The 13,424-nt window shown below is 67.8% G+C and carries 9 protein-coding genes; 3 read left to right on the forward strand and 6 right to left on the reverse strand.

Going from position 1 to position 13,424, the window contains the following annotated elements:
• Positions 1 to 6: 6 nt before the first annotated feature.
• Genes AB0K11_RS10925 through gmd form a run of 5 tightly spaced genes read right to left on the reverse strand, consistent with a single transcriptional unit; the run spans position 7 to position 6,683 of the window.
• Positions 7 to 1,206 (reverse strand): hypothetical protein, encoded by a 1,200-nt coding sequence (locus AB0K11_RS10925; RefSeq protein ID WP_364975769.1) that lies wholly within the window; start codon positions 1,204 to 1,206, stop codon positions 7 to 9.
• Complete coding sequence (locus AB0K11_RS10930; RefSeq protein WP_364975771.1) at positions 1,200 to 2,480, reverse strand: O-antigen ligase family protein; 1,281 nt, start codon at positions 2,478 to 2,480, stop codon at positions 1,200 to 1,202. The genes AB0K11_RS10925 and AB0K11_RS10930 overlap by 7 nt, the downstream gene beginning before the upstream one ends.
• Entirely contained in the window at positions 2,477 to 4,681 is a 2,205-nt protein-coding gene (locus AB0K11_RS10935) for an acyltransferase family protein (protein WP_364975773.1), read from the reverse strand. Before AB0K11_RS10935 ends, AB0K11_RS10930 begins: the two co-directional genes overlap by 4 nt.
• Before the next feature lie 27 nt (positions 4,682 to 4,708).
• The gene (locus AB0K11_RS10940) at positions 4,709 to 5,695 is read right to left on the reverse strand and encodes a GDP-L-fucose synthase (protein WP_364975776.1); all 987 of its coding nucleotides are present in this window, start codon (positions 5,693 to 5,695) and stop codon (positions 4,709 to 4,711) included.
• The gene (gene gmd / locus AB0K11_RS10945) at positions 5,688 to 6,683 is read right to left on the reverse strand and encodes a GDP-mannose 4,6-dehydratase (protein ID WP_364975778.1); all 996 of its coding nucleotides are present in this window, start codon (positions 6,681 to 6,683) and stop codon (positions 5,688 to 5,690) included. Before gmd ends, AB0K11_RS10940 begins: the two co-directional genes overlap by 8 nt.
• Positions 6,684 to 7,015: 332 nt before the next feature.
• On the opposite strand from gmd, the gene AB0K11_RS10950 reads away from it, so the two are divergent.
• Together AB0K11_RS10950 and AB0K11_RS10955 are read left to right on the forward strand one after the other, a co-directional pair.
• A complete protein-coding gene (locus AB0K11_RS10950) occupies positions 7,016 to 8,539 on the forward strand; it encodes a polysaccharide biosynthesis tyrosine autokinase (protein WP_364975781.1) in 1,524 nt (507 codons plus the stop codon).
• A 1-nt stretch (position 8,540) separates the two neighbouring features.
• Complete coding sequence (locus AB0K11_RS10955) at positions 8,541 to 9,779, forward strand: glycosyltransferase (RefSeq protein ID WP_364975784.1); 1,239 nt, start codon at positions 8,541 to 8,543, stop codon at positions 9,777 to 9,779.
• On the opposite strand, the gene AB0K11_RS10960 is transcribed toward AB0K11_RS10955, so the two are convergent.
• The gene (locus AB0K11_RS10960; protein ID WP_364975786.1) at positions 9,768 to 10,673 is read right to left on the reverse strand and encodes a PHB depolymerase family esterase; all 906 of its coding nucleotides are present in this window, start codon (positions 10,671 to 10,673) and stop codon (positions 9,768 to 9,770) included. The genes AB0K11_RS10955 and AB0K11_RS10960 overlap by 12 nt on opposite strands.
• Positions 10,674 to 11,060: 387 nt before the next feature.
• Here AB0K11_RS10960 and AB0K11_RS10965 point away from each other — a divergent pair, with 387 nt between their 5' ends.
• Complete coding sequence (locus AB0K11_RS10965) at positions 11,061 to 13,424, forward strand: xanthine dehydrogenase family protein molybdopterin-binding subunit (RefSeq protein ID WP_364975789.1); 2,364 nt, start codon at positions 11,061 to 11,063, stop codon at positions 13,422 to 13,424.

A 13,424-nucleotide genomic window follows, 5' to 3' on the forward strand; every position in this document is an offset into this window, starting at 1 on the left:
CCCCCATCAGTGCGCGAGAACCGTTGTCGGTGCCGGCTGCCGCCGCAGCCGGTATGCAGCGGCCATCAGGATGAATTGCATGACATAACCCACGGCGACGGCCCACGCTGCACCGATCCCGCCGTGCGTCGAGCCCAGCACAGCGACCAGCGCCAGCGTGGTCAGCGCGCTGGTCCACACCGTGGCCGCCACCCGGGACGCGCAGTCGACAGCGTGCAGTCCGCTGGCGAAGGCCGACGACATCGCCGCGAAGACCAGGCTGCCGATCACGATCTGCACCACAGGCACACTCGCGCTGTACTCGTCACCGAGAAGCAGCGGGACCCAGTGATTCGCCGTCACCGCCAGCGGTGCGAACACCGCGCCGGTGACGAGTCCCAGCACCGCGACCGCCCGGAGCGTCAGGGTCTCTTTGGTGGTCGCGAGGCGCGCCAGCAGCAGCTGTGTGTAGGTGCCCGGGACCAGGAGCAGGGCAGGCACCAATCGGATTGCCGGCGCGAAGATCCCGGCGACCCCGGTGCCGGCGGCGAAGGTCAGCACGGCGACGTCGATCTGGCGGACCCCCTGTCCGGCGATGGCGGCCCAGAACGGCCGGAGCATGCGCCAGGTGGCCCCGTCGGGACGCGCGTCCCTGTCGCCGGCCGCCGTCTCAGCGGCGACCCGCCTGCCGAGATACACGTTCGCTACGACGGCGGTGATCAGCATGGTGACCGAGAAGGCCCACACGAGGTTGGTGGTCGAGGCGAAGAGCAGGACCGCCACCAGCGTGGGCAGCCTGCGCAGCAGGAAGCCGGCACCGACCGGAACCTGCTGGTTCCTCGACATCAGATACGCGCTGCTGACTTCCAGTTGACGCTCCAGCGGCACCCAGAGGCACAGCGGTAGGCACGCGACGAGCACCGCCGACCCAGTTGCGACGGCGAACGCCACGAGCACCGGGATCGAGACGAGCATGGTCGCCGCGGAGAGCGTGCGCCCGGCGCGCAGGATCTTGACGATCGTCGTCGGGTCGTCGTGGTGACGGCCCACGGCGTACGTGGCGCCCCCGTCGGAGACCAGGTTGAGCGCCATGAGCGCGCCCAGCACAGCGGCGAATTCGGCGAAGTCCGAAGGCCCGAGACTCCTGGCGAGCACCAGCAGACTCAGCGCCTGCGCGGCCGTCGACGTGATTCGGGCACCGCCGACGAGGCCGAGGGCCTTCAACATCGCAGTGCGCCGGCCGGCGTTGCCGTGGGACGCCACTGCCAGACCAGGAAGATCATGAACGCCACCGGAATCCAGTAGTAGCGGTTGTAGATGCCCGGCGCGGTCTGCGCGAACGCCAGTGCAGCGACGAACGCGGTGGCCACCACACCGTGGAGGGCATTCCTCGGGTCGCGACGCAGACAGTAGCGAGCGGCCAGTGCCGTCGCGATCACGACGCCCAGAAACGCGAGCACGCCACCGGCGGTCCACGTGCCCAGGAAGTTGTTGTGCACGGTGAACCGCTTCATCAGGACGTTGTCTTCGATCAGCATCCCGTTACCGATGACCGGTGACTCGCGGATCTGGTCCATCGCACGACGGGCCAACTCCATTCGCGTTCCCGCGGTGTCGTATTCGGCCTTGGTGGTGGTGAACCCGGTGGTCCGCATCAGCCGTTCGATCGGGTTGAGGGCGCCGAGGCCCTCCAACTGGCTGAGCACGAACACGATGATCACCGAGCCGGCGGCGGTGACGAGCGTCGCGCGGCCGAGGTGGATCGCTCTCGACAGCAGCAGGAACAGAATGGCGGCGAGCATGCCGAGGACCCCGCTCACACTGCCGCTGAGAATCAACCCCGTCGTGCAGATGGCCAGGATCCCGAACGCGAAGATGCGGAAGCGTTTCGTCACTCCGTTGCCGAACGCGGCGAGCGCCGCCGCGGCCGCCATCACACTGATGCCTGCGAGGTCGTTCTGGTGGGTGGTGATACCGGTGAACCGTCCGTCGACGGTGACCTGACCACCCGGGATCACGTCACCGAAGAGCAGTTGGACGACGGCACCCAACCCGCACAGCGCCGCTCCGATCAGCCACCAGGAGACCGCCCGCGTCACATGCCGCTGTTCGACGAGCAGGTTCAACAGGATCCACGGCACGATGACGACCATGTACACCAGCCGGGCCAGGATGCTCAGGCTGCCAACGGGATCGCTGCTGCCTGCGGAGGCCACTGCACCGCCCACCACCAGGAGAGCGGCTGCCAGCCACAGCATCGCGGGGAGCTGCCGTGGCGGCCGGCGCATGGACAGCAGCGCACAGAACCCCGCCCCCGCCATCAGGATGTCGCCGATCGGCAACGCCATCGGACCCCTCAGCAGCAACAGCGACGTCAGCGCGAGCCCCGGGTAGAGCATTGCCCTGCCGAGGGTGAGCAGGCCGTCGCGCTGCGGATGGTCGGGTGTCGGCGGTGGATCCGCCGACACCCTCTCGATGGACTCGCCGCGTTGGAGCGTCACTGCGTCGCAGCACCGATCTCGGCGTCGAGCCTCGGCGACAGTGTCCGGACGTAGGTACCCGTGAGGTGGCTGGCGTCGCGGTAGACCAACACGTTGCCGATGACCGCGGCACACTGCTCCGTCGGACAGATGGCGCCGTTGAGGTCGATGATGTGGACGTCGTCGAGTCCGGCCTTCGCCTCGAACTGCTCCGCGCCGAGATCGCCCGGCACCATCTCCGACCGGTCGCCCGCACACTTGGTGAGCTTGTCCGGATTCTGTTGCACGCATTCAGGTATGTCGAACGTCGGCGTCGGCGTGTCCTGGATGACGACCACCGGGATGCCGGCCTTGTTCAGCGCCTCGTAGTTGCGCTTGAGGCCCGCCGCCAGCGCGCTGACATTGGCTGCGTCGAAGTTGGCCTGCCCGTCGAGGATCACCCGCTTCTTGATGCTGCTGGTGATCAGCATGGTCGGCTTCTCGGTGGTGAGCAGCTTGTCGAGCAGCGACCTGCCCCACTCCTGGCAGGACGGATACGGGTCGCCGTCCTTGGTGGTGATCAGAACGTCGGCGAAGGAACAGGCGGCCTTGGTGTATTCGACGAGTTTCCAGCCCCTCGCCGTCGCGACCTCGGCGAGGCCGGGCACCCACTGATTGGCGTGGGAGTCACCGACGACCGCCACCACCGTCGTCGAGTCCTTCTTGCCGTAGACACACGACATCACATCGCTGTTCTCTTGCGTCTGAGTGCAATTCGTGTAGTCCCTGGCCGCGACATCCGCCGCCGGGACGATCGAGGGCGACTGATCCTTCGGCGCGCCGTTCTGATCGCCCAGCGGTTTCGGACCGAGCGCACCGGCGCCCACCACCGCAGTCGGGTCGAGATTGGCCTTCGGGCCCGCCGCGGCGTTCTGGTCGCCCGAGGAGTCTCCCACCGCGATCTGGGCGATCGTCGGCGGCACGAACGGCGGTGGCGGCGGCCAGTTCGCCATGTACAGACCCATCCCGACGATCAGCGACACGACCGTGGCGACGGCCGCGGCCTGCAGCATGCGCGCCGAGGTCGGGAACAGCGTGCGGGAGTAGCGGATCGGGTTCTCGACGAATCGGTACAGCAGATATGCCGGTATCGCCGACGCCGTGACGGTGATCAACCCCTCGACGGGGGTGAGCGCCCGCCCGAGCGCCGCGGCGGTGAACATCAGGACCGGCCAGTGACACAGGTACAGCGAGTACGACATTCGCCCGACCACCTGCATCGGCGCGGTGCCCAGTATCGCCACCGGTCCGGCGCGGCCCGCGGTGAAGCCGGCGAAGATGATCGCCGCGGTTCCCAGGCACGGGATCAGGGCCCAGTACCCGGGATAGGGGAATTCCGTCGTGATGTAGAAGGCCCCGGCGAAGATGGTGACCAGACCGGCCCACCCCACCACGATCGCCGCCGGTTTCGGCAGCTTCCAGGTGGTGAACGTGAGCATGGCCAGAGCGCCGCCGAGCGCGAATTCCCATGCCCGCGTTGTGGTGACGAAGTAGGCCTTGGCCGGATTCTCCACCGAGTAGTACACCGACCACAGGAACGACGGCACACCGACGAGGGCGAACGCTGCGAGCAGCGCGGGTCCCATGGTGCGCCTGCCGCGCTGGAATGTGCGGGCGGCGGTATAGGCCAGCAGGCACGGCCACAACAGGTAGAACTGTTCCTCGACGGACAGCGACCAGAAGTGTTCGAGAATGCTCTCCGTGGAGTTCTGGGAGAAGTAGTCCGTGCTCTCTGCCGCCAGCCGCCAGTTCATGCTGTACGTCGCGGTGGCGATGATGTCCTGAGCGGTGGGTATCCACCGGCTGCGCGGCAACAGCACGATGGTGAGAATGGCGACGACCGCGAAGACCGCTGTGGGTGCGGGCAACAGCCGTTTGGCTCGCCGACCGTAGAAGCGCCGCAACTTCAACCGCCCCGTCGTCCGCAACTCCTGGACGAGCAGCTGCGTGATGAGGAAACCGGAGATGACGAAGAACACGTCCAGCGACACGAAGCCGCCCGGGAAGAACGGCACGCCGGCGTGCCACACCATGATCATCAAGATGGACAGGGCGCGCAGCCCCTCGATGTCCTTGCGGTGACCACCCACCTTCGAGCTGACGACCGCGGTCTTCTCGCGGACCGGGCCGGTGGGCGGCCTCTCCTGCGCGGCGTCAGGGCCGCGCTCCACGATGTGTGTCACCGTCGACCCTCCTGTGCGGAACCAGAATCACGCATCGCGAACCCCCGGGGCACACGCGACGGTCTGCTCACCGGCGACATTGGCCCTGAACCACTCATAGGCCTCACGGATCCCCTCGTCGAGTTCGACCCGTGGACGCCACCCGGTCGCGGTGATGCGGGAGACGTCGAGGAGCTTGCGGAACGTCCCGTCGGGGCGGGAGGTGTCCCAGGTGATCCGCCCTGTGAAACCGACCGCCGCAGCGACGTGTTCGGCGAGCTCGCGAATGGTGAGATCGTTCCCGCAACCGACGTTCACGATGTCGGGATGGTCGTAGGTGTCGAGCAGGTGCACGATGGCCCGGCCCAGGTCGTCGGCGTGCAGGAACTCCCGGCGTGGCTCGCCGGACCCCCACAGCACCACGTCGTCACGGTTCTGCTCGAGCGCCGTGTGGAACCGGTAGATCATGCCGGGCAGGACGTGTGAGTTCTCCGGGTCGAAGTTGTCGCCCGGGCCGTAGAGATTGGTCGGCATCGCCGCGATCCACGGCAGTCCGTACTGGCGGCGCACGGCGCGCAGGTGGGTGATGCCGGCGATCTTGGCCACCGCGTAGGCCTCGTTGGTCGGCTCGAGCGGTCCGGTCAGCAGCGACGACTCCGGAATCGGTTGCGGCGCGTGTTTGGGGTAGATGCAGGACGAACCCAGGAACACGAGCCGGGGAACCGCGAGCTCGCGAGCCGCATCCATCAGGTTCACCTGAATGCGGACGTTGTCGGAGAGGAACTCGGCGGGCGACGCGTCGTTGGCGGCGATACCGCCCACCCGTGCGGCCGCGATGACCACCACGTCCGGCCGGAGGCCGCGCAGGTAGTCGAACGTCGCGCCGCGGTCCCTCAGGTCGAGCTCGGAGGAACCGACCCCTTCGAGGTCGTCGAACCCGGCCGCCGCGAAGGCGCGCTGGATCGCCGAGCCGGCCAGGCCGCGGTGGCCGGCGATGTACACCTTGGCATTGCGGTCGAGGGGCAGCTCAGCCACGGCTGCGCACCTCCGCCAGCGCCAGTTCGCTGTCTGCGTCGACCATCAGCCGTGCCAGGTCGGGTGCCAGCACCTTGGCCTTCCAGCCCAGCACTTCTCGGGCCTTCGACGGGTCGCCGATCAGCGAGTCGACCTCTGAGGGCCGCAGGTAGCGGTCGTCGAACTTGACGTAGCGCTCCCAATCCAGGCCGGCGTGATCGAACGCGAACTGAACGAAGTCCCGCACCGAGTACGCGGTGCCGGTGGCGACCACGTAATCCTCGGGCCGTTCGGCCTGCAACATCAACCACATCGCCTCGACGTACTCCTTGGCATAGCCCCAGTCGCGGACGGCGTCGAGGTTGCCGAGATACAGGTCGCCGTCCAAGCCGGCCGTGATCCGCGCCACCGCGCGGGAGATCTTCCTGGTCACGAACGTCTCACCGCGGCGCGGTGATTCGTGGTTGAAGAGGATGCCGTTGACCGCGAACATGCCGTACGCCTCGCGGTAGTTGCGGGTGATCCAGTAGGAGTACACCTTGGCCGCTCCGTACGGACTTCGCGGCCAGAAGGGCGTGTGTTCGTCCTGCGGCGGCGGGCTCGCGCCGAACATCTCAGAGCTCGACGCCTGATAGAACCGGCAGTTCAGGTTGATCATCCGGATCGCCTCGAGCAACCGGGTGGTCCCCAGCCCCGTGGTGTCACCGGTGAACTCCGGCTCGTCGAAGCTCACCCGGACGTGGGACTGGGCGGCGAGGTGGTACACCTCGTCGGGCTTGATCCGCTGCAGCAGCGTCACCAGACGCGACCCGTCGGTGAGATCACCGTAGTGCAGGAAGAAGCGGGCGCCTTCGACGTGCGGATCCGTGTAGATGTGCTCCAGCCGGCCCGTGTTGAACGTCGATGCACGGCGGATCAACCCGTGCACCTCGTAACCCTTCTCGAGCAGGAGTTCCGCCAGGTAGGACCCGTCCTGCCCGGTGACACCCGTGATGAACGCTCGTTTCATCTGTTGCACTCCCGCCCCATTCGTCACTTCGATGCCGTGCTGGCAAACGATCCCCTGATTGCAGTGCTTACACGGTGATCATCGTTTCCGCGATCGGAACAGCAATCTTTAACGGCGAATTTTCGTGACCGCATTATTAGCTTCACTGTCAAAAATTGACTTGGCACATAAAAGCGGGCAACTTCGCCGCATACTCGACCAACATGCGTTACGTGCCCTATCGTTGCGCACGGGGCGGGACGTGGCTGGGCCGCAGCATGGCGGTCGCGCAGGACACAACGTGAATACGAATCAACGGCTGAGACGGTCGTCCGGCATCGATGGGGGAAACCGTGGATCTTCGCTCCTACCTCGCCATACTGGCCAAACGGGCATGGCTGATCGTCAGTGTGGTGGTGGTGTGCCTGGCGGCGGCGGCGGGCTCCATCCTGCTGATGACGCCCACCTACCGGGGGGACGCGCAATTGTTCGTCTCCACCCAGATCAGCTCCGGCAATCTCAACCAGGAGCTCTTTCAGGGCAGCAACTTTTCGGCAGAGCGTGTCAAGTCCTACTCGCAGCTCGTCACGAGCCCCACTGTGCTCGACCCCGTGATCGCGGAACTGAGCCTGCCGGTCGACGCCCGCCAATTAGCCGATCATGTTTCGGCGAAGGTTCCGCTGGAGACGGTCATGATCGACATCTCGGCGACATCGGACTCGCCCGAGATGGCCGCCGCGATCGCCAACTCGGTCGGTAACAGCCTGGCCAAGGTGATCCAGGAACTGGAATCCTCCGAGACCAGGGGCTCCTCGCCGGTCAAGGCCACGGTGGTGACCCCGGCCATGGTGCCGGCCTCGCCGGCCTCGCCGAGCATCCCCATCAACCTCGGCCTGGGACTGCTGATCGGGCTCATCGCCGGAGTGGGACTGGCAGTGCTGCTCGAGAAGCTCAACACGAGCGTCAAGGACACCGCTGATCTCGCGGAGGTGACCGACATCCCGGTACTGGCCCACGTGGTGCGCGACTCCCGCCGCGGTGCGACCGCCATCGTGCGCGACGACCATCTCGGCAGCCGCAGCGAGGCCTACCGACAGCTGCGGACCAATCTGCAGTTCGCCGCGGTGGACCGGATGCCCAAGGTCATCGTCGTCACCAGCGCGCTCGCCGGCGAGGGGAAGAGTTCGGTCGCGGGAAACCTGGCGGTGGCGATGTCGCATGTCGGCGTGCGGGTGTGCCTCGTCGACGGCGACCTCAGGCGGCCGTCCGTGGCCAGTTACTTCAAACTAACCGGCACCCTCGGACTGAGCAATGCACTCGTGGGACGCGCCAACCTCGACCAGATACTGCAGTCGGTGGACACCGGGTTCGCCGTCATCACCAGCGGCCCGGTGCCACCCAATCCGGCAGAACTGTTGAGTTCCAAGCGATTCCCGGGGCTGCTGCGCGACCTCACGGAGAGGTTCGAAGTGGTCCTGATCGACGCGCCGCCCACGCTGCCCGCGGCCGACGCGGTGGTGCTCGCGGCCCTCGCCGACGCCGTGCTGTTCGTCGTGCAGGCCGGCAAGACCACCGTTCCGCAGATGCAGCGGGCGCTCAAGAGCCTCGAGCAGGTCAACGCCCGGGTACTCGGCACGGTGCTCAACATGGTTCCGTCCCGCAATTCCGGCAAGAGCCGCTACTGGTACGGCACCGGCTACACCTACCGGCCGCATGCCAGGCCGGTCGACACGGCGCTGGCCGAGCCGCGCCGGAATGCAGCGCGACCCGCGCCGCACGTCCGCAACGGCACACCGCCGGAGCACGTCACGTCGACGATGGTGAAGCCGCCGCGGCAGAACGGAAAAGACCCGCACGTTCCGCCACGGACGGACTGACATGGCGGGCGCCCTCGACGTCCTCCTCGTCAGCTTCTACTACGAGCCCGAACCGACCGGGATCGCGCCGTACGCCGCCGGACTCGCCCGCGGGCTGGTCGAGCGGGGGCACCGGGTCCGAGCCGTCGTCGGGTATCCGCACTATCCGCAGTGGAAGATCGCCGAGGGCTACCACGGGCTGCGGATGCGCGAGGTGATCGACGGAGTCGAGGTCACCCGGGTGCGTCATCCTGTGCCACGCACCTCGACCGGCGTCGGCCGCATCGCGATGGAAGCGGCCTTCGCCGCCCACGCCACCATGATCCGCGGCCGCAGGCCCGACGTCGCGCTGGCCGTCAGTCCGGCATTGCTCAGCGTGGCAACGGCTTTGACATGGCGCCGGCCGGGCCGGACCGCGGTTGGCGTGATCACCCAGGACATCTACTCACGCGCCGCAGTCGAGACCGGGGCGCTCGGCGGCCGGGGTGCAGGCGCGGTGGCGCGGCTCGAGCACCGCCTGCTGTCGCGGGCCGACGGCGTCTCCGTCATCCACGATCTGTTCGGGGACGTGGTCACCGAGCTGGGCATCGATCCGGCGAAGGTCACCGTCATCCGCAACTGGAGTCACATCGCCGAACCCGCGTGCGACAGATCGGCCTCGCGCCGCCTGCTCGCCTGGCGCGACAACGAGGTGATCGCGCTGCACGCGGGCAACATGGGCGAGAAGCAGGGCCTGGAGAACGTCGTCGACGCCGCCCGCATCGCTCAGCAGAACTCCCTGCCCATCCGCTTCGTGCTGCTCGGCGACGGGGCGCGCAGGCGGGCACTCGAATCTCTGGGTTCGGGATTGAGCACACTGCAGTTCCTCGACCCGCTCCCCGACGGAGAGTTCGAGAACGCCCTCGGCGCCGCGGACGTGCTCATCCTCAACGAGAAGCCCGGTGTCGCCGAGATGAGTGTGCCCAGCAAGCTGACGTCGTACTTCGCAGCGGGTCGACCGGTGGTCGCCGCGACCGACCCACGCAGCGGATCGAAGCGTGAGATGCAGGCCGCCGGTGCAGGCACCTGCGTGGAGTCCGGCCAACCGCAGGCTCTCCTCGATGCGGCACTGCGCACGGGTGAAGACCGCGGCGGCGCGAGTCGACTGGGCAACCGGGGGCGCGAGTACGCCCGTCAGGTGCTTTCCCGTTCCAGCGCGCTGGACGCCTACGAGGCCTGGCTGGAGGAGCTGCAGAGCCGAGCGCGCGCGTCAGCTCGGTGACGGCGCGTTCACGTTGCCGAGCTTGCTCCACAGGAAACCGGTGCTGTCCCACGGGTCGGTGGTGGTGCCGGCGTCGCCGCCCGAGCCCGGCCAACCGTGGTCTTCGCCGTCGATCACGTCGCGCACCACCTCGCGGCCATTCGGGCACGGCCACGTCGTCACGGTCGCCGGCGGCTCCGACTGCACCCGGGGTTCGGACGAACAGTCTGCGGCACGGATGAACGGCGCCAGCGCCTCGTCGATCGACGGGTACACCAGGTTGTTCCCCGGCCCACCCACGCTGGTGCCCCCGGCGACCGGGACCACTTCATCCTGCGCTCCGTGCACCGCGATCACCGTCAACGGCGCAGGGTTGGGGCACGGCACCGTCAGCGCACCGGCGACGATGCCCATGCCGGCGAGGTCCCCCGGACGTGTGCACGCCCAGGCGTACGACAGCATGCCGCCGTTCGAGGCGCCGACCGCGAAGACCCGCTTCGGATCGACGCTGTCCTCGGCGATGAGCCGGTCCCGCAGCTCGTGCAGGAAGGCGACGTCGTCCACCTTCGGGCTGCTGGACTTGCGGCAGCAGAAGCCGGCGCTCCAGCGGCCGTCGAGTGCGTCCGGGTAGGCGACCACGAACCCGTTCCGTTCGGCCACAGCGTCCCAGCCGAATGACTTGCGCGCCTGCTCGGCCGAGCCGTTGGCGCCGTGCGACACGATCACCAGCGGCGCACCCGGCCCCGCGGACGAAGGATGGAAGACGATCGCGGAGCGCTCGCCCGCCGGTCCGGGGAGGGCGATCGTCCGGTCGTCGGCGGCACCGCACGCCGACACCAGGCCGAGCAGAAGGGCGAGCGCGAAGCTCCAAGCCAGTGCCGCCGGCAGATGCCGGCTCAATGCCCTGCGCTGCATTCGGCTGGTCCCCCGTCGCTCACGCCGGCACAGTGCCAGCTATCAGGCGCTCGACGAGCCGAAGTGCCCCTCCACCTCGTCCCGCCCACACGAAACACATTGTCGCCGATCGTACCGTTGCGCGCGCGGCGCGAGGTCTCGACAGCGGATCCACATTTCGGCAAACCCTCGTCAGGCGCCGTGCACCTGCCGCACGATGTCGGTGATCGAGTCGATGTCCGACGACCTTTGCAAGCCGAAACGGGTGGAAATGGCACTCTCCCCTTCTGGCATGCGCCTTATTCAACTACGATAAGCAGACTCTTGAGCGGTGTCCGCCAGCCCGTGCTGGAGTGCTTACGCGCAGAAGTTCGAACAGCATTCTCGACGGATGAGGAGTGACCGACGATGACGTCAACGTCTGCATCGCCCAGGCTGGAGACCGTCGCCACCCGCTATTCGGGCACCCGGCACGCCCGCGTCGAGGACAACCGCCTGCTGACCGGCCGCGGCACGTTCGTCGACGACATCCAGCGACCCGGCATGCTGCACGCCTGCTTCGTCCGCAGCCCGTTCGCCCGCGCCACCATCAAGGGCATCGACACCGCCGCGGCACTCGCGATGCCCGGCGTGCGGGCGGTCCTCACGGCCGCCGACATCAACGGCGATGCCGTCGAGGCCTGGCACGCCGTCGCGGGCAAGGACATGCCGGACACCCCGCGTCCGCCGCTGGCCGAGGGTCAGGTGAAGTTCGTCGGCGACCCTGTCGCGCTGGTCGTCGCCGAATCCCGCTACCTGGCCGAAGACGCTGCCGACGCCGTCGAGGTCGACTACGAACCATTGCCCGCCGTCGCCGACTTCCGGGTCGCCATCGGCGGTGCCGAGGCCGGCGTTCCCGTGGTGCACGAGGAGTATCCGGACAACGTCGCGGGCGGCATGGGCGGCGCGCCGCCCGACGAGGAGACGTTCAGCACCGCGGCCTGTGTGGTGTCGGAGAAGATCTACCAACAGATGCACGTGCCGGTGCCGATCGAGACGCGCGGCATGGTCGTCGAGTGGACGGCCACCACGGGTGAGCTGACGCTGTGGGGTTCGACGCAGACACCGCACGAACTGCGCGCGTTCTGCGCCCGATTGCTCGGCATCCCCGCCAGCAAGGTCCGGGTGATCATGCGTGACACCGGTGGCGGCTTCGGCCAGAAGGTCGTCCCGATGCGGGAGGACATGGTCATCATGCTCGCGGCGCGCAAGGTGCCGGGGCCGCTGAAGTGGATCGAGGACCGGCGCGAGAATCTCATGTCCGCGGGCCAGGCGCGCCATGTCGACGGCACCGCGCGGATGGCGTTCGACGACGAGGGCACCATCCTGGCCGTCGACATCGACTTCGTCCAGGACATCGGCGCCTATCCCACCCCGTACCCGGTGCTGACCACCGCAGCCATCGGGATGTTCTATCCGGGTCCGTACCGCGTGCCGAAGTCCAGCTTCAACTACAAGACGGTGTTCTCGAACACCGCAGGGCTGCATGCTTATCGGGGTCCGTGGCAGTACGAGACGCTGGCCCGCGAAATCATGTTCGACATCGCCGCGCGCAAGCTCGGGATGGATCCCGTCGAACTGCGCCGCCGTAACATCCTGCGCGGGGACGAGATGCCCTACTTCAACCCGAACGGCATGCCGTACGACCACGTCGCACCGGCCGACACGTTCGAGCAGGCGGTCAAGATCCTCGATCACGAGGGTTTCCGCAAGGAGCAGGCCGAGGCACTCGCGCAGGGCCGCTACATCGGGCTGGGGTTCTCGGCCTACATCGAACCGACGGGTGCGGCTACCGGTCACCTGGCCACCGAGGGCTGCACCATCCGGATGGAGTCCACCGGCAAGATCAACGTCTACGTCAACGGCGGGTCCACCGGAAACAGCTTGGAGACCACCGTCGTTCAGCTCACCGCCGATGCGCTCGGCGCCGACATCGACGACGTCTCGACCATCCAGGGCGACACGGCGGTCACCCCCTACGGGGCAGGGACCCAGGGCAGCCGCAGCGGGCCGATGACGGCCGGCGCGGTCAACGAGGCGGGCACGATCCTGCGCGGGCAGATCGCCGCGATGGCCGCCCACCGGCTGGGGGTCGAAGCAGGCGACATCGAGCTGGGCGGGTCGACGGCGTACGTCCGCGACGACCCGGACAAGTGCGTGACATTCGCCGACATCGCCTACCGCGCCCACTACGAGCCTCAGCAGTTGCCGCCCGGGATGTCCGCGTCGCTGGAGGCCACCACGCGGTTCACCTCCCAGGCGATGATCCACTGGGCCAACGCCACCCACGCCTGCACCTGCGAGGTCGACATCGATACCGGCCAGGTGACCTTGACGCGCTACATCGTCAGCGAGGACGTCGGACCGATGATCAACCCCAACGTGGTCGAGGGTCAGGTGGCCGGCGGCACCGTGCAGGGCATCGGCGGCGCGCTGCTCGAGAGCCTGGCCTACGACGCCGAAGGGAATCCGTTGTCGTCCACCTTCGTCGACTACCTGCTGCCCACCGCGACCGAGGTGCCGCCGATCGAGTTCGGTCACGTCGAGATCCCCGGCCCGGGCGTCGGCGGCTACAAGGGTGCGGGCGAAGGCGGCGCCATCGGGTCCACACCCGCCGTGATCAACGCCGTCAACGATGCGCTGGCGCCACTGGGCGTCACGCTGACCACGCTGCCGGCCAGCCCGGCGGCCATCGTCGAACTGCTGGAGAACGCCAAGCGAGAGGACCACTGA

This window comes from Mycobacterium sp. NPDC050551 (genome assembly GCF_040674075.1).
Classification (GTDB): Bacteria; Actinomycetota; Actinomycetes; order Mycobacteriales; family Mycobacteriaceae; genus Mycobacterium.